Source organism: Falsirhodobacter sp. 1013 (genome assembly GCF_051195255.1).
GTDB lineage: Bacteria > Pseudomonadota > Alphaproteobacteria > Rhodobacterales > Rhodobacteraceae > Falsirhodobacter.
The window spans coordinates 87686-108000 of the sequence record NZ_JBNJLK010000006.1 but is presented as its reverse complement, the minus strand read 5'-3'; the positions used below and the strand labels follow the sequence as shown (position 1 = coordinate 108000).

The 20315-nt window shown below is 66.7% G+C and carries 20 protein-coding genes; 6 read left to right on the top strand and 14 right to left on the bottom strand.

Annotation, left to right across the window (positions count from 1 at the left end):
- Window positions 1-5: 5 nt before the first annotated feature.
- Together kdgD and ACSHZY_RS10875 are read right to left on the bottom strand one after the other, a co-directional pair.
- Window positions 6-923 carry a 5-dehydro-4-deoxyglucarate dehydratase gene (gene kdgD / locus ACSHZY_RS10880; RefSeq protein WP_435169005.1) on the bottom strand — a complete coding sequence of 306 codons (918 nt, stop codon included), beginning with the start codon at window positions 921-923 and terminating at the stop codon, window positions 6-8.
- Between the two features lie 80 nt (window positions 924-1003).
- The gene (locus ACSHZY_RS10875) at window positions 1004-1711 is read right to left on the bottom strand and encodes a FadR/GntR family transcriptional regulator (protein ID WP_435169003.1); all 708 of its coding nucleotides are present in this window, start codon (window positions 1709-1711) and stop codon (window positions 1004-1006) included.
- Window positions 1712-1812: 101 nt separating this feature from the next.
- Between ACSHZY_RS10875 and ACSHZY_RS10870 the strand changes: the two genes are divergently transcribed.
- Both ACSHZY_RS10870 and ACSHZY_RS10865 read left to right on the top strand, forming a co-directional pair.
- On the top strand, window positions 1813-2523 hold the full coding sequence (locus ACSHZY_RS10870) for a FadR/GntR family transcriptional regulator (RefSeq protein ID WP_435169001.1): 711 nt from the start codon (window positions 1813-1815) through the stop codon (window positions 2521-2523).
- A gap of 47 nt (window positions 2524-2570) precedes the next feature.
- Complete coding sequence (locus tag ACSHZY_RS10865; protein WP_435168999.1) at window positions 2571-3719, top strand: mandelate racemase family protein; 1149 nt, start codon at window positions 2571-2573, stop codon at window positions 3717-3719.
- Here the strand turns inward: ACSHZY_RS10865 and ACSHZY_RS10860 are convergent.
- The 8 genes from ACSHZY_RS10860 to ACSHZY_RS10825 all read right to left on the bottom strand — a co-directional run bounded on the left by ACSHZY_RS10860 (window position 3694) and on the right by ACSHZY_RS10825 (window position 11807).
- A complete protein-coding gene (locus ACSHZY_RS10860) occupies window positions 3694-4620 on the bottom strand; it encodes a dienelactone hydrolase family protein (RefSeq protein WP_435168997.1) in 927 nt (308 codons plus the stop codon). The two genes, ACSHZY_RS10865 and ACSHZY_RS10860, sit on opposite strands and share 26 nt — an antisense overlap.
- Window positions 4604-5359 carry an ABC transporter ATP-binding protein gene (locus tag ACSHZY_RS10855; RefSeq protein ID WP_435168995.1) on the bottom strand — a complete coding sequence of 252 codons (756 nt, stop codon included), beginning with the start codon at window positions 5357-5359 and terminating at the stop codon, window positions 4604-4606. Before ACSHZY_RS10855 ends, ACSHZY_RS10860 begins: the two co-directional genes overlap by 17 nt.
- On the bottom strand, window positions 5356-6192 hold the full coding sequence (locus tag ACSHZY_RS10850; RefSeq protein WP_435168993.1) for an ABC transporter ATP-binding protein: 837 nt from the start codon (window positions 6190-6192) through the stop codon (window positions 5356-5358). Before ACSHZY_RS10850 ends, ACSHZY_RS10855 begins: the two co-directional genes overlap by 4 nt.
- 1 nt (window position 6193) lies before the next feature.
- Window positions 6194-7054 (bottom strand): ABC transporter permease, encoded by an 861-nt coding sequence (locus ACSHZY_RS10845; protein ID WP_435169110.1) that lies wholly within the window; start codon window positions 7052-7054, stop codon window positions 6194-6196.
- A gap of 29 nt (window positions 7055-7083) precedes the next feature.
- Window positions 7084-8103: an ABC transporter permease gene (locus ACSHZY_RS10840; RefSeq protein ID WP_435168992.1), complete on the bottom strand. Its 1020-nt coding sequence runs from the start codon at window positions 8101-8103 to the stop codon at window positions 7084-7086.
- Window positions 8104-8119: 16 nt separating this feature from the next.
- Window positions 8120-9718 carry an ABC transporter substrate-binding protein gene (locus ACSHZY_RS10835; RefSeq protein ID WP_435168990.1) on the bottom strand — a complete coding sequence of 533 codons (1599 nt, stop codon included), beginning with the start codon at window positions 9716-9718 and terminating at the stop codon, window positions 8120-8122.
- Window positions 9719-9907: 189 nt separating this feature from the next.
- A complete protein-coding gene (locus ACSHZY_RS10830; protein ID WP_435168988.1) occupies window positions 9908-10147 on the bottom strand; it encodes a DUF982 domain-containing protein in 240 nt (79 codons plus the stop codon).
- A gap of 67 nt (window positions 10148-10214) precedes the next feature.
- Window positions 10215-11807 (bottom strand): phospholipase D family protein, encoded by a 1593-nt coding sequence (locus tag ACSHZY_RS10825; protein ID WP_435168986.1) that lies wholly within the window; start codon window positions 11805-11807, stop codon window positions 10215-10217.
- Between the two features lie 118 nt (window positions 11808-11925).
- Here ACSHZY_RS10825 and ACSHZY_RS10820 point away from each other — a divergent pair, with 118 nt between their 5' ends.
- From ACSHZY_RS10820 to ACSHZY_RS10805, 4 genes are all read left to right on the top strand, one after another.
- Window positions 11926-12273, top strand: a complete 348-nt coding sequence (locus ACSHZY_RS10820) for a DUF4112 domain-containing protein (protein WP_435168984.1) — start codon at window positions 11926-11928, stop codon at window positions 12271-12273.
- A 230-nt stretch (window positions 12274-12503) separates the two neighbouring features.
- Complete coding sequence (locus ACSHZY_RS10815; protein ID WP_435168983.1) at window positions 12504-13490, top strand: TRAP transporter substrate-binding protein; 987 nt, start codon at window positions 12504-12506, stop codon at window positions 13488-13490.
- Window positions 13491-13558: 68 nt separating this feature from the next.
- Entirely contained in the window at window positions 13559-14095 is a 537-nt protein-coding gene (locus tag ACSHZY_RS10810; RefSeq protein ID WP_435168981.1) for a TRAP transporter small permease, read from the top strand.
- A 4-nt stretch (window positions 14096-14099) separates the two neighbouring features.
- A complete protein-coding gene (locus ACSHZY_RS10805) occupies window positions 14100-15380 on the top strand; it encodes a TRAP transporter large permease (RefSeq protein ID WP_435168979.1) in 1281 nt (426 codons plus the stop codon).
- A gap of 3 nt (window positions 15381-15383) precedes the next feature.
- Here the strand turns inward: ACSHZY_RS10805 and ACSHZY_RS10800 are convergent, their stop codons facing one another.
- The 4 genes from ACSHZY_RS10800 to acnA form a co-directional block, all read right to left on the bottom strand.
- On the bottom strand, window positions 15384-16118 hold the full coding sequence (locus ACSHZY_RS10800; protein ID WP_435168977.1) for an amino acid ABC transporter ATP-binding protein: 735 nt from the start codon (window positions 16116-16118) through the stop codon (window positions 15384-15386).
- A complete protein-coding gene (locus tag ACSHZY_RS10795; protein ID WP_435168975.1) occupies window positions 16115-16789 on the bottom strand; it encodes an amino acid ABC transporter permease in 675 nt (224 codons plus the stop codon). Before ACSHZY_RS10795 ends, ACSHZY_RS10800 begins: the two co-directional genes overlap by 4 nt.
- Window position 16790: 1 nt before the next feature.
- Window positions 16791-17543, bottom strand: coding sequence for an amino acid ABC transporter substrate-binding protein (locus ACSHZY_RS10790; RefSeq protein ID WP_435168973.1), 753 nt, complete (start codon window positions 17541-17543; stop codon window positions 16791-16793).
- 130 nt (window positions 17544-17673) lie between these two features.
- Entirely contained in the window at window positions 17674-20229 is a 2556-nt protein-coding gene (gene acnA, locus ACSHZY_RS10785; RefSeq protein WP_435168971.1) for an aconitate hydratase AcnA, read from the bottom strand.
- Window positions 20230-20315: the final 86 nt, after the last annotated feature.

Below are 20315 nucleotides of genomic sequence, written 5' to 3'. Positions count from 1 at the left end.
CCGGATCAGGCGGCTTTCTTGCGGCGATACGGCTCGATCAGCGCGTCCAGCATCCGCTCTTCCTCGGCGTTCAGGTCGGTGATCGGCGGACGAACCTTCCCGGCGTTGAAGCCCTGCAACCGCACGCCCGCCTTGATGGCCGACACGGCATAACCCTTCTGGCGGTTGCGGATCGCCATGAACGGATAGAAGAAGTCGTTCAGGATCTTCTCGCAGGTCGCGCGGTCGTTCGCGCGCAGCGCCTTGTAGAAGTCCACCGCCAGCTGCGGCACGAAGTTGAACACGGCCGAGGAATAGGTCGTGAAGCCCGCGCCCAGATAGGCCTCGGCAAACAGTTCCGCCGTCGGCATCCCGCCCAGATAGGTCAAACGGTCGCCCATCTTCGCCGTGATCTGGCGCACAAGGCCGATGTCGCCGGTGCCGTCCTTGAACCCGATCAGGTTCGGGCAGGCGTCGCACAAACGGGCCAGCGTGTCGGCGGTCAGCACGGCGTTGTCACGGTTGTAGACCATGACGCCCATGTCGGTCGCGTCGCAGACGGCCTTCACGTGCTGGTACAGCCCTTCCTGCGGCGCGTCGATCAGGTAGTGCGGCAGCAAAAGGATGCCCGTGGCGCCCACCTTCTCCACCGATTGCGCGATTTCCACCGCGATCTCGGTGCCGTAACCGCAACCCGACACGATGGTCGTGTTGTCGCCCGCAGCCTCGATCGCCGCCTTCACGATGCCCGGGATCTCGGCCGGCTTCAGAGAAAAGAACTCCCCCGTCCCGCCCGCAGCGAACAGAACCGGCGCGTCAAACCCCGAAAGCCACTCCACATGGCTCTTGTAGCTTTCGGCCGCGAAACGGCCCTCGGCGTCGAAATGCGTGACAGGGAAGGACAGAAGTCCCGAACCAAGCGCGGTCTTGAGGGCCTGAGCCATTGTGCGGATCCTTTGAGAACATGGGGTCTGGATCGGACCCTACACCACCCAACAGACATGCGTCAACACTTGTATGATGACTATCCGCGCAACAGCACCCGGTACCGCGCCTGCGCCCCGCGCAGATGCACCCGCATCGCCCGCCGCGCGCCTTCCTCGTCCCCCGCCAGGATGGCCGTCACGATGCGGTCATGCTCTTCCTGGATCTGCACCAGGTAAGGCTGCGGCGCGGCATCCCCCGCATTCTGCAAGGCCTGCCGCGGAATCACGTTGCCCCCCACCATCGCCAGAAACTCGGGGAATCGCGGGTTGTTGGTCGCCTCGGCAATGGCCAGATGCAGGTCGTAATCCGCCGCCGTCGTCGGCTCCCCGGCCGCGATCGCCGCGCTCACCGCGCGATAGGCGTCGATGATCCGCTCCTCCTGCTGGGCCGAACGGCGTGTGGCGGCCAAACCCGCCGCCTCCATCTCCACGGCCGTGCGAAGCTCCAGCATCTCGATCATGGACGACAGCCGCACATAGTCGATGTTCTGGAACGGGGCCTTTTCCGGCATCGGCGCTTCCAGCACGAACACGCCCGCGCCTTGCCGCGCTTCCACCAGACGGTCGGCGCGCAGTGCCGCGATGGCCTCGCGCACCACGGTGCGGCTCACGCCATGGGCTTCGGTCAAACGCGCTTCGGACGGCAGGCGGTCACCGGGCTTCAGGCGCCCTTCGGTGATCTCGGCGCGCAGCGCCTCGCTGACACGGGCCACAAGATTGCCGGTGCGGGCTGGGGAAAGGGTCATGGCAGGGTCCTTTTTCTCCCATCATACAGCAGCGAACGCCATTTGCCACGCCTCGCCACAACGTATATCACATGTTGGACAAGTTGAGGGGAGAGAGCCGCATGTCAGGCACGAAAGCCCGCCTCGCCACCCGCGTGGCCGAGGTTCTTCGCACCGAGATCACGGACGGCCGCATCCGCCCCGGCGACCGCCTGCCCTCGGAGACCCGCCTCGCCGAACTTCACGGCGTCAGCCGCACCGTGGTGCGCGAGGCCATCGCCACCCTGTCCTTCGAGGGGCTGGTGCAGGCCCGCAAGGGTGCCGGCATCTTCGCGCTGAAGGCCCAGAGCGGCCCCTTCGTGAACCTCGACCTCGGCCGCGTGTCCTCCGTCATCGAACTCCTCGAACTCCGCCGCGCCGTTGAGGTGGAAAGCGCGGGCCTTGCCGCCCTGCGCCGCTCCCCCCAGCAGGACGAACGGATTCTGGCAGCGCATCAAACGGTTCTTGACTGCCTGGCCGAAGGCAAACCCACGCGCGACGCCGATTTCGATCTTCACATCGCCATTGCCGAAGCCACGAACAACCCGCGCTTCACCGAATTCCTGACCCTGATCCGCATCGGCATCATTCCCCGCGGCGAACTCCAGACGGGTCAGGACAACGTCCGCCCGCAGGATTACAACCGCGACCTGGCGCAGGAACACGGCGACATCTGCCGCGCCATCCTCAACAGCGACGAAGCCGCCGCGCGCCAGGCCATGCAGGACCACCTTAAGGGCAGCCTTGCGCGTTACCGCGCCCTCCTGCGCGGCAATCAGCATACAGCTTCTTGACACCTGTATTACAACTGGTCATGCTCCGCCCACAACCGGAGGATTCCATGATCATCACCGACGTTCAGGTGCGCCACTTCCTCAGCACCACGCGCCGCCATTCCGACACCGCCGGCCACGCGCATCCCGGCCCCCCGCACCAGGTCAAGACCTCGCTCCTCACCCTGCGGACGGAAGACGGGCACGAAGGCCATTCCTTTACCGTCCCCGAAATCGTCCGCCCCCACGTGATCGACAAGTTCGTGAAGAAGGTGCTGATCGGTCAGGACCACCGCGACCGCGAACGCCTGTGGCACGACCTCGCCCACTGGCAGCGCGGTTCGGCGGCCCAGCTGACGGACCGGACGCTGGCCGCGGTGGACGTCGCCCTTTGGGACCTCGCCGGCCGCGCGCTCAACACCCCCACCCACAAGCTGATCGGCGCCTATCGCGACAAGATCCTCGCCTACGGCTCCATCATGTGCGGGGATGAAATCGAAGGCGGCCTCGCCACGCCCGAAGATTACGGCCGCTTCGCCGAAAAGCTGGTCGCCCGCGGCTACAAGGGCATCAAGCTGCACACCTGGATGCCCCCCGTGTCCTGGGCCCCCGACGTGAAGATGGACCTCAAGGCCTGCGCCGCCGTGCGCGAAGCGGTGGGCCCCGACATCCACCTGATGATCGACGCCTTCCACTGGTATTCCCGCACCGATTCCCTCCTCCTCGGCCGCGGCCTCGAAAAGCTGGGCTTCGACTGGATCGAGGAGCCGATGGACGAACAGTCCATGTCCTCCTACAAGTGGCTGGCCGACAACCTCGACATCCCCGTGGTCGGCCCTGAAAGTGCCTCCGGCAAGCACTGGCACCGCGCCGAATGGGTCAAGCACGGCGCCTGCGACATCCTGCGCACCGGCGTGAACGACGTGGGCGGCATCACTCCGGCCCTCAAGACCATGCGCATGGCCGAATCCTTCGGGATGGAGTGTGAGGTTCACGGCAACACCGCCATGAACCTCGTCGTCACCGCCGTGTCGAAGAACTGCCGCTGGTACGAACGCGGCCTCCTGCACCCGTTCCTCGAATACGACGACGGCTTCGACTACCTTAACCAGTTGTCCGACCCGATGGATTCCGACGGCTACGTCCACGTCCCCGACCGCCCCGGCATCGGCGAGGACATCAACTTCGACTTCATCGAGAACAACCGCGTGCATTAAGGAAGGCGATCGCCTCCTCCTGAACCGCCGGCGGGCAGACATGCCCGCCTTCGAAGATCGCCGCATCAACAGGCCAGATGCGCCGCAAATCCTCGAACGCCGGCTCCACCGCCGCCAGCGGCAGATGCCGGTCCGCATCCCCCGACCGCAGGAACAACGGCTTCGGCGCCGCCACTGCCGCCAGATCCGGCAGATCCGCCAACCCGGTCAATGACGGGTGCAGCATCCAGAACGCCGCCTGCCCCTGCACCACCGGCGCGCCCAAACGCAGCAAGTCCCGCCGCCGCGCCATCCAGGACAGCGCCACCGCCGCATCCACCGCGTCGCACGTGGCCAGACACTGCCACGCCCGGAACCCGCCAAAGGAAAAGCCCCACACGGCCAGCCCCCGCGCCGCCTCCGGCCGCCCGGCGGCCCAAGCGGCAATGTCCCGATCCTCCCCCGCCACCAACCCGGCCAAGGAGGTTCCCATTCCCAACGCCATGCACGCCTGTGCCTGCTGATCCCCCGGCAACCCCCGCGATCCCCAGCCGAGCGCATCAAAGCAGAACACCGGATGCCCCGCCGCCACCAGCCGCTGCGCCGGCGGCCCTCCATAAAATCCCTGCGGATCCTCGGTCAGCTTGCGCCAGCCCAGATCGAACCGCCCGCCATGATCGTGAAACATCAGCACGGCGCAGCCGGTGACCCGCTCCGGCACCAGCACCACGCCCTCCGCCCCCTTGCCGCTGGCAAAACGCAAAACGCCGCCCGCAAACCCCGTCACGGGGTCGGGCGGCGGCAAGGCCGCATCCCAAGCCTGCCGGATACGCTCCCGCCACCCCGGCACGCCGAACCGCAACGGCAGCGGCGCCTCCAGACGCCGCCGCCAATCCTCCGGCCAGTCACATGGCCCGGTCATAGGCGATGGAGGCGTCGATCAACTCCCGCGCATAAGGATGACGCGCCCCTTCCCCCGGAACGCCGGTCAACGCCCCGCGGCCCAGAACTTCCACCAGCTGCCCCTTCTGCATCACGGCAAAGCGGTCGCACATGTGGTCCACCACCGCCAGATCATGGCTGACCATGAGGTAGGTGAAGCCCCGCCGCGCCCGCAGATCCGCCAGCAGGTTCAGGATCTCGGCCTGCACGCTCACATCCAGCGCGCTCGTCGGCTCGTCCAGCAGCAGCACGTCCGGCTCCAGGATCAGGGCGCGCGCGATGGCCACGCGCTGCCGCTGCCCGCCCGACAACTGGTGCGGATAGCGGTCCAGAAACGCCAGCGGCAAGCCCACTTCCGTCATCGCCCGGTCCATCCGCCCGCGCGGATCGTCCAGCCCGTGAATGCGCAGCGGCTCCGCCAGCACCGTCCGCACCGACTGCCGCGGGTGAAGCGAGCCATAGGGGTCCTGAAACACCATCTGCATCGTCCGGCACCGCGCCACCACCGGCATGGCCCGCACATCCTGCCCACCAATGGACACCTGCCCCTGCCACTGCTTCATCAACAGCGACATGCAGCGCAGGATCGTGGACTTGCCCGACCCGCTTTCCCCCACCAGCCCGAAACACTCCCCCGCCTGCACGCTGAAGGAAATCGCGTCCAGAATGCGCGCCTCCCCCAGCGTGATCGACAGGTCGCGGATCACGATATCCTTCATGCGCGGCTCTCCTCGGCCCATTCGGGACGGCGCTGCAACACCGGCAACGGCTGACGCGGCCCCCCGATACGCGGCTGCGCCGCCAGCAACCCCCGGGTATAAGGATGCTGCGCCTTGTCCAGCTCGCTCGCCTTCAGGCTTTCCACGATCCGCCCGGCATACATGATCAGCACCCGGTCGCAGAAATTCCGCACAAGGTTCAAATCGTGGCTGATGACAATCAGCCCGATGCCCCGGTCCCGCACCAACCCGTCCAGGATGGACAGCACCTGCATCCGCACCGTCACGTCCAGCGCACTCGTCGGCTCGTCCGCGATCACCAGCTCCGGCTCGGTCAGCAGCATCATGGCGATCATGATCCGCTGCCCCATCCCACCCGAGACCTGATGCGGATAAAGCTCATACACCCGCTCCACATCCCGGATCGCCACGGACCGCAGCATCGCCAGCGCCTTCTCCTTCGCCTCCGCCTTCGAACATTTCACGTGCACCCGCCACGCCTCGGCCACCTGGTCGCCCACGCGCCGGATCGGGTTCAAACTGAACTTCGGGTCCTGCAGGATCATCGAAATCCGCTTGCCCCGTATGCCCAGCATCCGCTTTTCCGGCGTCGCCAGCAGGTCCACGTCCCGAAACCGCATCCGGTCGGCCGTGATGTCCGCCGTCGGCAGCAGCTTCAGCAGCGCCCGCCCCAAGGTGGACTTGCCCGACCCGCTTTCCCCCACGATGCCCAGCCGTTCCCGACCCAGCGTGAAGGACGCGCCCCGCACGGCCGGCGCGGGCGATCCGCGATAGGCCACGCTCAGGTTCTGGATATCAAGGATCGTATCCATGTCACCTCCGGTTCATCTGCTTGGGGTCCAGCGCGTCGCGCAGCCCGTCGCCCACAAGGTTGAAGGCCAGGCTCACGCACAGGATCGCGATGCCCGGGAAGGTCACCAGCCACCAGCTGTCGATCATGTAGCGCCGGCCCGTGGCGATCATCGCGCCCCATTCGGGCAAGGGCGGCTGCGCCCCCAACCCCAGGAACCCAAGCCCCGCCGCCGTCAAAATCACCGTCGCCATGTTCAGCGTCAGCCGGATCAGCACCGAAGGCAGGCACATCGGCACGATGGATTTCAGGATGATCCGCGCGTCCGACGCCCCCTGCAACCGCGCGGCCGACACGTAGTCCTCCGCCCGGAAGGTCAGCGTCTCGGCCCGCGCCAGCCGCGCGATCGGCGGCCACGAGGTCAGGGCGATCGCGATGATCGCGTTCGACAGGCTTGGCCCCAAAGCCGCCACGAAAGCCAGCGACAGGATCAGCGAGGGGAAGGACAAGAAGATGTCCGTGATCCGCATCATCACCGTGTCCACCGCCCCGCCGTAATACCCGGCGATGGTGCCCACGGCCAACCCGATCGGCCCCACCACCACCGTCACCAGCGCGATGATGGTCAGCGTGATGCGCGTGCCCCAGACCAGCCGGCTCCAGATGTCGCGGCCCAGCTCGTCCGTGCCGAACCAGTGCCCGCCCCCCGGCGCCGCCAGAATGTTCGTCAGGTCCTGCGCATAAGGATCATGCGTCGCCAGCCACGGCGCGAACACCGCGCCGAAGATCAGCAGCCCGATCACCCCCAGCCCGAAGGCCGAGGTGGGCTGACGCATCAGAAACCGCAATATCCGCCCCAAAGGGGCCAATCCCGGAACGGTCATGGTACGGCCTTTCTTCAACACGTCCTGCATCAGCGCGTCCTCGGATCAAAGACGCGGTACAGCACGTCCGACAGCAGGTTCAGCGCGATGAAGATCACGCCCACCAGCAGCACGCAGGTCATCACCGCGTTCATGTCCCCGATCATCAGGTTCGACGTCAGGTACTGCCCGAAGCCCGGCCAGGAAAACACCGTTTCGATCAGCACGGCCCCTTCCAGCAGCGCGCCATAGGCCAGCGCCACGATCGTCACCAGCTGCACGCGGATGTTCAGGAACGCGTGCCGCCAGATCGTCTGCCGCACCGACAGCCCCTTCACCCGCGCCGTGGTCACGTATTCCTGGTTGATCTGGTCCAGCATGAAGCTGCGCGTCATCCGCGTGATATACGCGCTCGACGAATATCCCAGCAGGCTCGCGGGCAGGATCATGTGGTTCAGCGCGCTCCAGAACACCTCCCACTCCCCGGCCAGCGCCGCGTCGATCAGGATGAAATGCGTCACCTCCGGCACCAGCCCGATGAAGTAGTCGTCGATCCGGCCACCCCCGCCGACCCAGCCCAGCCAGGCATAGAAGATCAGCAACGCGATCATCCCCGTCCAGAAGATCGGCATCGAATGGCCCGCAAGGCTGATCACGCGGATCAGCTGGTCCGGCCACTGGTCCTTCTTCACCGCCGCGATCACGCCCATGGTGATCCCCAGTGTCGCTCCGATCAGGATCGCCAGCGTCGCCAGCTCCAGCGTCGCGGGCATCACCGCCGCGATGTCGTGGATCACCGGCTGCCCGGTGCGGATGGAGGTTCCGAAATCCCCCGTCACAACGTCCCGCAGATACATCACGAACTGCACCGGCAACGGCCGGTCCAACCCCAGCTCCTGATACACCTGCATATAGGTGTCCTGCGTCGCTTCCTCGCCCACGATGGCGCGCACCGGATCGGCCGGCATCATCCGCCCGATCACGAAGGTCAGGATCAACAGCCCCACCAGCGTGACGGCGATGGTGCCGACCTGCCGGGCAAAGCCGCGGGTTCTGGACTGTTTCAACATCGGAACCTCCCCCGGTTCAGCGGTTCTTCGAAACCGTGGACAGGTCGGTGGACCAGGACGGGTTCACCACGAACCCGTCCAGGTCGTCCCGATACCCGGCCGAGGTCACGACCTCCGAGAACGGCAGGATCGGCGGGACGACCGCGTCGATCCGGTTCTGGATGTCGGCATACATCTGCCGCCGCTTCTCCACGTCCACCTCCGACGCGGCCGCGTCGATCAGGCGGTTCAGCCCCTCGTCGTAGAAGCTCGTGCGCCACCCCTGGAAGTTCGTCAGCCGCGCCTCGGCCGAGTTGTCGGGGTTGTAGATCAGCGCCCGCATGTTGCTGTCGGGGTCCGGCAACTGCCCGCCGCCGCCACGGCCCACCAGCATCTCGAACTTCCGCTCGCGCATCGCGCCATAGATCTGGTCGCCCGAGCCGGTAATCACCTCGGCCCGGATGCCGCCCTGCGCCAGCGTCGCCTGCATCGCGGTCGCAAGGTTCAGGAAGGGGTCATCCGACAACGCGCGCAGCGTCACGTCCATCCCGTCGGGATAGCCGGCCTCGGCCAGCAGCGCCTTGGCCTTCTCGGGGTCGAACGTGTATCCCGGATCGTCCAGCAACCCGAAGAACCCGCCCGAGATGGGGCGCTGATGCTCCGTGCCATAGAAGGGCAGGATCGCCTCGTTCAAACCCTTGTAGTCGATGAGGTAGCGCATCGCCTCGCGCACCTTGGGGTTCTGGAACCGCTCATCCGCCATCGACATGGCAAGGTAATAGAACCCGGCCGAAGGCGTCGTCTGGATCTTCACCCCTTCGGCATTCTGCAAGGCCGCAAGGTCCGCGGGCGCCAGCTGGAACGCGATGTCCAGATCGTGCCGCTCCAGCTGCAACCGCTGGCTTTGCGATTCCGGGATATGGCGCCAGATGATGCGGCGCATCGCGGGCGCTTCGCCCCAGAAATTCTCGTTCTGGGCCAGCAGCACAAGGTTGTTGGATTGCCACTGCTGCAACACGAAGGCCGCCGATCCCGCCGATTGCTGCGCCAGCCACGCCGCGCCCAGATCGCCGTTCTCCTCGTGCTCCATCACCTCCACCGAATCCAGAACCGATCCCGGCCCCACGATGCCCAGCGTGGCGATGATCAGCTGCGGGTTCACCTTCTGCGGCAGCGTCACCACCACCGTCCGCTCGTCCGGTGCCGCAAAGGCCGCATCCGCACCCTCCGCGGTAAAGCCATAGGTCTTCAGGAACGACGCCTGCGCCAGGTTCAGCGTCAGCAGCCGCTTGAACGACCAGACCACATCCTCCGCCCGCACCGGATTGCCCGACGCGAACTCGGCCTCGCGCAGATGGAAGGTGATGGACATGCCGTCCTCCGCCACATCCCAGCTTTCGGCCAGATCGGGCTGCACCTCGGACCGGTTGACGGGGTCCAACTGGACCAACCCGTCATACACGTTGGCCAGAACCTGCACGGTCTCCTTGCCGGTGATCGCGGCCGGGTCCAATGTCAGGATGTTGGTCATGGAAAACCCCACGACCAGCTGGTTGTCGGGCGTGTCCGCCATCGCAGGGGCCGCAGCCAAGGCAAAGGCGGCCACCGTCAGGCGCAGGCGCGCATGATACGTCATAAGATCCTCCGGGCTGATGACACACCCGCCCCTCACGGGATGTCCGACAGCATGACCTCATTTGTTATACATGTGGGATCGGAGTCAACGCTTTTTTCCAACAGTTCCCCACAACCGAAACTCCAAGCGAACAGCAAAAAGCCCCGGCGGAACATCCGACGGGGCCACAGGAACGGTATCTCCGAAATCTCAGACGCGGGCGAACATCCCGATCTCGTCGGCGGCATACAGGAACGCCTGACGCGCCGCCGCATGGGACCCGCGCCCGGCAATCGCCGCCTCGCAGGCGGCCTTCGCGGAACGATACTCCCGTCCCATCGTGCTCGGCCAGCGGGACAAGGCGTTCAACGCGTCTTCGGTACGGGAATACACACCGGACAGGTCGCGCGGCGCGTCATCGAATACGATCGGTCGGGTCCAGAGGTTCATGGTCATTCCTGCCTTCAACAGCCCACACAACCACCGGCCGACCATTTGGTTCCCGGCTTTTTTCGCCCTACAGCATCCACCGGATCGGCAGGAACCGCAGAACGCCCATGACCGCCGCCGTCACCCGCGACATCCCCGGCTCCCGCCGGTGCACCTCGACCGAGGCGCCGCGCTCGATCCACTCAATCTCCTTGCCAAGACGCAGCTCATAGGCGTGCAGCGGCACATGGTGGCCGAACACCTCCGCCACCTTGCGCGCCAGACGCGGACTCTCGATCACGAACCCCATCTCGGTGTTCAGCTGCCAGGATCGCGGGTCCAGGTTGAACGATCCGATGAACAGCTTGCGGTCATCCACGGTGAAGGTCTTGGCGTGCAACGTCGTCACCCCCGACCGCAGCGCGGCGGTCGATCCCGTGCCGGTCCCCCGCAACCGGCTGCCAACCCCCACCCGCACCCCGTCGCGCGGGTTCATCGTCCGCGCCGCGCCCGCCCGCAACTCGAACAGCCGCACCCCCCCTTCCAGCATGGTGCGCCGAGAGGGCGCATACCCCGCATGCACCAGTGACACGTCCCCCGCCTCGTAGCCGTTGGTCAGCACCGACACCTCCACCCCGTGCCGCGCCAGCGCCGCCAGCCAGCGCGCGCCCTGCGGCCCTGGCACGAAATAGCCGGTGATGATCCCCAACTTCCGCCGCGGCCGCCCGATCGCCTTTTCCAGCCGCCCCGCCAGCAACCCTTCCGGCCGCACCCGGTCCAGCGCCTTGGCGGGATCGTCGCTCAAAAGCCGCACGGGCGCCCATTCCAGCGCCAGCGTCCCGTCCACCAGTTCCCGAACGATCGGCAGATCCCGGATGCGCCGCATGAACGCGGCCGAGGCCGGATCCCGCTCCACCTTCACCGCCGCCCGCCGCAGCTTGCGTATCGTCCGGCCGTTCACCTTCCGCAGGATCTGCTCCGCAGGATAGGCGGATTCCGAGGTCCAGTACCGCTCGAAATCCTTCTCCACCTCGGCCACCACCGGCCCGATGGCCAGCACGTCCATGTCGCCGTAAAGTCCGCCCTCGCCCGATCCGAAATACTCGTCGCCGATGTTGCGCCCGCCCACGATGGTCGTCACCCCGTCCACCGTCAGGCTCTTGTTGTGCATCCGCCGGTTCAGCCGCTTGAAGTCGAACACAAAGCCAAGCGCCTTCGGAAACCGGATCGCGAAGGGGTTGAACAGCCGCACCTCGATGTTGGGATGCCGGTTCACCCCGGACAGGATGCGGTCCAGCCCGGCGATCCCGTTGTCGTCCAGCAGCATCCGCACCCGCACCCCGCGCCGCGCCGCCGCATAAACCGCGTTCAGCAGCAACGTGCCCGTCCGGTCGCCGTGCCAGATGTAGTATTGCAGATCCAGCGTCCGCTGCGCCTCGCGCACCAGCAGCATGCGCGCGGCAAAGGCGTCATGCGGGTCCGACAGCATGTGGATCCCCGACCGCCCCGGATGCCGCCGCGCGGCCTTCCGCGCCGCCAGATCCAGCGGTGTCGCCACACCCGCGGGCGGCCGCGGCACCGAACGTCCATGCTTCGGCGGCGGCAAGGTGGAGGCGCGCTTCAAACCCAACGCGACCAGCCCTACCGCCACCGCCGCCGTCGCCAGATATCGCCGTCTCATGCCGTCCCCCAGATGATCCGTTCCAACGTCCCGTCCCCGCCCCGGTTCCGTCCGCGCCCCCGGCGGAACGCGCGGCCCTGTCGCGGGTTGATCCCGGAACGCGAACGGAAAGAACCACATGCCCCGCACCCACGAACAGGAACTCGCCCGCCTCGACCGCCTCGCCCACCGGCTCGATTCGAAGTTCCGGATGCCCCTCCTCGGCTTCCGCTTCGGCTGGGACGGCATCCTCGGCCTCATTCCCGGCCTCGGCGACTTCGCCACCGCCGTCCCCTCGGCGCTCATCATCCACCGCGCCTGGCGTCTCGGCCTGCCCCGCGCGACGCTCGCCCGCATGGCCCTGAACACCGGCGCCGACTTCGCCTTCGGCTCCATCCCCATCCTCGGCAGCGTCTTCGACATCTACTTCAAGGCCAACATGCGCAACATCGCCCTGATCCGCCGGCACCTCCAACGCCCGCTCTGACCAACTCGTCTGGCAAGCTGGAACATTTATACGACGATTGACGTCACGCCCCACATGCGACATTAATCGCATCAAGGAGCATGGCGAACTCGGGACCGTTGGGAGGCGGCCCGGCGCCACGGACAGCGACCCCCATTTCCGACCGCGGCCGCCCCACCGGGACGGTCCCGCGCACGCATGGGGGATCTCCGCCCGAACGCTCCGCGTCAACAACGTGGGGAGAACAACAAATGAAACATGTCACACGCCTTTGCGCCGGCCTTCTGATCTCGGCCGCCTGGGTCACCGCATCCGCCGCGGCGGATTGCGAGATCACGCTCCGCTCCTCCGACACCCATCCCGACGGCTACCCGACCGTGGCCGGCGTCAAGTCGATGGCGGCCGAGGTGCGGGAAAAATCGAACAACCGCATCTGCATCGAAGTCTTCCCCTCCTCCCAACTGGGCGAGGAAAAGGACACGATCGAACAAACCCAGTTCGGCGTGATCGACATGGTCCGCGCCTCCTTTGGCTCGTTCAACGACATCGTCCCGATCACCCAGCTCACCTCCATGCCCTACCTCTTCAAGTCCGAAGATCACATGCACCGCGTCATGGACGGCCCGATCGGAGAGGAGATTGCCGAAGCCTTCGCCGAAAAGGACCTGATCGCGCTGGCCTATTACGACGGCGGCGCGCGCAGCTTCTACAACTCCGAACGCCCCATCCGCACGGTCGAGGATCTGAAGGGCCTGAAGTTCCGCGTCATGCAGAACGACGTCTTCGTGGACATGATGGACGCGCTCGGCGCCAACGCCACCCCGATGCCGTATGGCGAAGTCTACTCCTCCATCCAGACCGGCGTCATCGACGGGGCGGAAAACAACTTCCCCTCCTATGACACGTCGGGCCATGCCGAGGTCGCGAAATACTTCACCCTCGACCAGCACCTGATGGTCCCCGAACTCGTCGCCGTCTCCAAATCCTCGTGGGAGAAGCTGACGCCCGAGGATCAGGAGATCCTGCGCACCGCCGCCCGCAACTCGGCCACGGTGCAGCGCCAACTCTGGGCCGATCAGGAAGCCGCGTCCGAAGCCGCCGTCCTCGAGGAAGGGGCGGAGATCATCAAGGACGTCGACAAGACCGCCTTCATCGAGGCGATGGCCCCGGTCTACGAAAAATACGTCACCACGCCGGACGCCAAGGACCTGATCGAACGAATCCGCGCCACCGAATGAACGAACCCCGCCCGCACCCCCGAACAGGGGCTGCGGGCTTTTCTTGTCCCGCATACAGGGGTGATGCCATGCCCGGCCGTCTCGCCGCCTTTTCCCGATTCAACACGCGCCTCAGCCAGGCCAGCCTCTGGGTGGCGGGCCTGGGCCTCGTGGCGATGACGGCCATCGTCTTCGCACAGGTCTTCGTCCGCTACGTCCTGAACGACAGCCTTCTCTGGGTCGAACCCGCCGCCATCCTCCTGATGGCCTGGTTCATCTTCCTCGGCGCCGCCGTCGGCGTGCACGAGGCGTTTCACATGGGCTTCGACATCCTCGTCCATTTCGTTCCCGAAAAGGCCGGCAACGGTCTGCGCCTGATCTCGGACCTCGCCGTTCTCGTGTTCAGCGCCGCCATGGTCGTCTATGGCTGGCAACTCATGGCCAAGACATGGGGCTCCAGCCTGCCGATCATCGGCTTGCCCGGCGGCTTCACCTACATGCCGCTCTTCGCGGGCGGGGTCCTGATGACGCTCTTCACCCTCGAACATGTCCTGAAACGGCTGACCGGCCGTCAGGTCGATCCGGCCGCACCCGCCGCCCAAGACATCCTGCAAAGCGAGGCGTGACCGCATGGAATACACCATCCTCTTCGGCGTCTTCACCGCCCTCATGCTGATCGGCACGCCGATCGCCTTCTGCCTCGGCCTGTCCAGCCTCGCCACGATCCTGTATCTCGACCTGCCCCCGATCGTGGTGTTCCAGCGCCTGTCCTCGGGCATCTCGGTCTTCACGCTGATGGCCATCCCGTTCTTCATCTTCGCGGGCGACCTGATGGTGCGCGGCGGCATCGCGGCCCGCATCGTGGCCTTCGCAGGCTCGCTCATCGGCCATGTGCGCGGCGGCCTCGGCCAGGTGAACATCGCGGCCTCCACCCTCTTCGGCGGCATCTCCGGTTCCGCCGTGGCCGAGGCCGCGGCCGTCGGCGGCATCATGATCCCGCAGATGAAGGCCCGCGGCTACGGCGCCGACTACGCGGTGAACGTGACCTCCATGGCCGCCCTCATCGCGCTGATGCTGCCGCCCAGCCACAACATGATCATCTACGCCATCTCGGGCGGCGGCCGCATCTCCATCGCGGACCTGTTCACGGCCGGCATCATCCCCGGCCTCCTTCTCGCCGCGTCCCTGTCGGTCGTGGCCTACCTCGTCGCCCGCAAACGCGGCTACCCGACCGAGGCGTTCCCCGGCTTCGCCCGCGTCCTCAGCCTCCTCGTCGCCTCGCTGCCGGGCATGCTGCTGATCGCGATCATCTTCGGCGGCGTCCGCTCGGGCATCTTCACCGCCACCGAAAGCTCCTGCATCGCGGTGATCTACGCCCTCCTCGTCACCGCCTTCGTCTACAAAAGCATGAGCTGGCAGGACTTCGTCCACGCCACCCAGCAGGCCGTCCGCACCACCTCCATGGTCCTCCTGATCATCGGCATGGCCGGCGCCTTCGGCTGGCTCATGGCCTATCTGCACGTGGCGCAGATCTCGCTTGCTTGGATGCAGTCGGTGTCGGACAACCCCTTCGTCATCCTCCTGATGATCAACCTCGTGCTCCTCGTCCTTGGCACCTTCATGGACATGAGTCCCCTGATCATCATCACCACGCCCATCTTCCTGCCTGTCGTTTCCGCCTTCGGCATCGACCCGGTGCATTTCGGCGTGATCATGATCCTGAACCTCGGCATCGGCCTGAACACGCCGCCCCTTGGCCCCGTGCAGTTCGTCGCCGCCGCCGTCGCCCGCATCTCCATCTGGGAAGCGATGCGCAGCGTCTGGCCCTTCTACGGCGCGGGCCTCTTCGTGCTGATGCTCGTCACCTACATCCCGGCGCTGTCGCTCTGGCTGCCCGCGATGTTCCGCTGACCCCTACCCCGTGACCCGCCGCAAAAACGCGCGGGTCCGGGGATCGCGGGCCGCCTCGAAGATCTGCGCGGGCGGCCCCTCTTCCACGATCCGCCCGCCTTCCATGAAAATGACCCGGTCCGCGATCTCGCGCGCGAACTGCATCTCATGCGTCACGATCAGCATGGTCTGCCGCCGCTCCGCCACCCGCCGCATCAGGTCCAGCACCTCCCCCACCCATTCGGGGTCAAGGGCCGAGGTCGGCTCGTCGAACAGCATCAGGTCCGCATCCAGCGCCATCGCGCGCCCGATCCCCACCCGCTGCTGCTGCCCGCCCGAAAGCGCCGCGGGATAGCTGTCCGCCTTCTCCGTCAGCCCCGTCTCGGCCAGGATCGCATCCGCCCGCGCCTCGGCCTCGGCCCGCGGCCGCTTCTGCACGGTGATCAGCGCCTCGGTGATGTTCTGCCGCGCCGTCTTGTTGGCGAAGAGCGCATAGTTCTGGAACACGAAGGCCGTCCGCCGCCGCAACCCCAGCACCTGCGCCCGCGTCGCCCGAGCGGCCTCCACCTCCAGATCGCCCACGCGGATCACCCCCGCCTCCGGCCGGTCCAAGAAATTGATGCAGCGCAACAAGGTGGACTTCCCCGTCCCCGACGGCCCGATCACCACCACCCGCTCCCCCGGCGCGATGGACAGGTCGATCCCGTCCAGCACCGTGTTCGTCCCGAACCGCTTGGTCAGTCCCGTCAGCCGGATCATCGCGTGAACGCCTTGTTCAGGGAAACCTCGATCCGGCGCTGCACGAAGGACAGCGCCTCCACGATGATCCAGTAGATCACCGCCACCACGATGAAGGCCTCGAAATACAGGAAGTTGCTCGCCGCTTCCTTCTGCGTCGCGCCCATCATCTCCGTCACGCCCAGCGTGAACGCCAGGGACGTGCTCTTGATCATGTCGATGAAGTAATTCACCAGCGTCGGCGCCGCCACCCGCGCCGCCTGCGGCAGGATGATCCGCCCCATCAGCTGGTTGCGCGTCATGCCCACGGCCTCGCCCGCCTCCCACTGGCTGCGGTCCACGCCCACGATCGCCGCGCGGATGCTTTCGGCCATATAGGCGCTGAAATGCAGCGTCAGCCCGATGATCGCCGCCTGCACGCCGGTCATCCCGCTCAGGAAGGGCATCACCTGCGGCAACCCGTAATAGAACAGGAACAGCTGCACCAGCAGCGGCGTCCCGCGGAAGAAGCTGATATACAGCTTCACGAACAGGTCCAGCACCGGAATCCGGGCCACCCGCTCCATCGCCAGCAGGCAGCCCAGCACCAGCGCGCAGACCATCCCCACCACCGCCATGAACAGGGTCAGCGGCAGGTAACCCAACAGGATGGGCACCAGACCGATCATGAAGTCGAGGTCCAGCGCCCTCATCTTATTCGGCGGTCGCGGGTTTCGTCACATCCGCCTTCAGCCACTTTTCCGAGATTTCGGCCAGCGTGCCGTCTTCCTTCATCGCGGTGATCGCCGCATCCACCTTGTCGCGCAGCGCGGCATCATCCTTGCGGAAGGGCAGCGCGTTCTGGATCTCGCTGAACGGCTCGCCCGCGAGTGCCAAAGGCGCGGGGCTCTCGGCAATCACCTGCGCCGAGGACACGCGGTCCATCACGAAGGCGTCCACGCGGCCAAGCGCCGTGTCCTGCTCGATGTTGGACTCGTAGGTGCGGATGTCGATCTCGTTCGCGTAAGGCAACTCGCGCAGCAACTGCTCGTAGTTGGACCCCAGGTTCACGGCCACGCTCTTGCCCTTAAGGGATTCGGGGCCGGTAATCTCGCCCTCGTTGCCCTTCTTCACCACCACCTGCGCGCCGTCATACACGTAGGGCTGCGTGAAATCGAACTTCGCTTCGCGCTCCGGCGTCACGGTGATCTGGTTGGCCACCGTGTCGATCCGGTCGGCCTCCAGCGCGCCGATCAGGCCCGAAAACGACATGGTCACGAATTCCACGTCCATGTCGGTGCGCTTGCCGATCTCGTTCAGGAAATCCACCTCGAAGCCCTGCAACGTGTCGTCGCGGGTGAAGGTGAACGGGAAATACCCGCCCGACATGCCGACGCGCAGCGTCTCGGACATCACGGGCGTCGCCAGCAGCGCAACGGTCGTGGCAAGAGTGATAGCCTTCAGCATGCCTGTTCCTTTCCATGGAAGCCGGATCACCGAAATGACGCACCCGCGTCCGGTCGGCAAGACTCCCACGAAAACAAGGATGACACGCTCCGGGTTCCCTTTCCCCGCAGATCACCGTTCCACGCCGCCCTCAGGGCGCGGAAGGCCGTTCCGTCACCCGGGCCAGAATCATCGGCAACAGCCCTCCTTGCCGCAGCACCTCCACCTCCAAGGACGTCTCGATGGCCGCCACCGCCTCGATCCGCTCCTCCCGCCCGTCCGCGCGCAGCACCCGCACCGGCACCACCCCGCGCGGCACCAGCGCCGTCACATCCACCGCGATCCGGTCCTCCACCGACAGCGTCAGCCGCTCCGACAGGCGCAACGGCAACACCCCCATCCCGATCAGGTTGGACCGGTGAATGCGCTCGAACCCCGTGGCCAGCACCGCCCGCGCGCCCAGCAGGGCCGCGCCCTTGGCCGCCCAATCGCGCGACGATCCCATGCCATAGCGGTCGCCCGCCACGATCACGACCGGCCGGCCCGCCGCCCGATACCGCTCCGCCGCAACCCAAAGGGGCAGCACCTCGCCCCCCTCCATCACCGTCGATCCCGCCGGAAGATCCGCCGCCAGCAGGTTGCGCAGGTTGCGGTTGGTGAACAACCCCCGCAGCATCACCTCCCAGTTCCCGCGGCGCGAGGAGAAGACGTTCAGATCCTTCGGATCCTCCCCCCGCTCCACCAGCCACCGCCCCGCCTCGCCCCCCGCCGGAATGGCCGACGCGGGCGAGATGTGGTCCGTCGTGATGTCATCCCCCAGCACAAGGATCGGCGCGGCCACGAAGGGCGCCACCCCCTCCCCCGCCCCGAAGGCGGCGAAGGGCGGGCGACGGATATAGGTCGACGCCGCCTCCCACGGGAACAGCGCCGCATCCGGCGCCTCCAGCTCCGCCCACATCCGGCTGGCCTCCGCCTCGTCATAGGCGACGGCCACATCCCCCGCATCGCCCGCCAGCGCCAAGGCCGCATCGATCTCCGCCCCCGTCGGCCACAGGTCGCGCAGATACACCCCCTCCGCGATCGGATCGTTCAGGATGTCCCGCTCCACATCCCCCGCCAGCGCAAAGGCCACCACCAGCGGCGGAGACGCCAAAAATCCCGCTTCCAGCTGCGGATGCACCCGCCCGGGGAAGTTCCGGTTCCCCGACAGCACCGCCACCTGCACCTTTCCTTCCGCCAGCGCCACCTGCGCCACCTCCGGCAAGGGTCCCGAATTCCCGATGCAGGTCGTGCAGCCGTAACCGACGATCCCGAACCCCACCGCCTCCAGATCCTCCAGCAATCCCGCTCTCCGCAGATACCGCTCCGCCGTCGGCGACCCCGGCGCCAAGGAGGTCTTCACATGCGCCGCAGGCCCCAGCCCAAGCACCCGCGCCTTCCGCGCCACCAGCCCCGCCGCCACCAGAAGCCGCGGATCAGAGGTGTTCGTGCAGCTCGTGATCGCGGCGATCGCCACCGCCCCGTCCGGCACCTCGCCCGCCCCCGTCACGCGCGGCGCGCCACCCCGCAGCGCCCGCACCGCCGCCGCCGTTGCCCCCGCCGCCATCCGGTCCTGCGGCCGCCGGGGTCCGGCCACGCTCACCTCCACCTCCCCCAGATCGATCTTCACAACTTGCGTGAACACCGGCGCCTCCGCAGAATCAAACCACAGCCCCTGACGCCGGCAATAGCCTTCTACCAGCGCCACCTGCGCCTCGTCCCGCCCCGTCGCCCGCAGATAATCCAGCACCGCCCCGTCCACCGGGAAGAAGCCCGAATTCGCCCCGAACTCCGGCGTCATGTTCGCCACGACGCACCGGTCCCCCGCCGACAGCGCCGAAACCCCCTCCCCGAAGAACTCCACGAACCGGTCCGCCAGATCCACCCGCCGCAGCCGCTCCGTCACCGTCAGCGCCAGATCCGTCGCCGTCACCCCCTCGCGCAGGCGCCCCACCAGCCGCACCCCCACCACATCCGGCACGCGCAGCATCACGGGCATCCCAAAGAACACGCTTTCCGCCTCGATCCCGCCCACACCCCAGGCAAGCACCCCGATCCCGTTCACCATCGGCGTATGGCTGTCCGTCCCGATCATGGCGTCCGGCATCACCCAGCCGTCCCGCGCGGTCACCACCGTCGCCAGCCGCTCCAGGTTCAGCGTGTGCATGATCCCCGTCCCGGGCGGATGCACCCGGAAGTTCGACAAGGACTGCGTCGCCCATTTCATGAAACGATAGCGTTCGCCGTTCCGGCGGTACTCGTTCTCCAGGTTCCGCGCGGCGGCCCCCCCCGTCCCGAACACGTCCACCGCCAGCGAATGATCCGTCGACACGTCCACCGGCAACACGGGGTTCAACAACCCCGGATCATGCCCCGCCTCCGCCAGCGCGGACCGCATCCCCGCGATGTCCACCAGCGCCGGCCCGCAGGTCGTGTCATGCATCAGCACCCGACCGGGCAGGAACGGGATCTCCGCCTCGCTCCGCCCCGCCGCCAGCCAGCCCAGGATCGCCCGCCGCGCCCCCTCGGCATCCGCCCCCGCCGTCCGGACCACGTTCTCCAGAAGCAGCCGCAAAATATGCGGCAACCGGCGGATCTCCCCCTCCGCCGCCACGGGAAGATCCACGATCCTCCGCCCGTCCCACTCCGTCACATGATGCATCGCCATTCTCCCCACCGGAAGAATAGCATTATCACATCACAAAGTGCAATATTTCCGCCAAGGATGCCACGAAGTCCATCACTGCATTGATC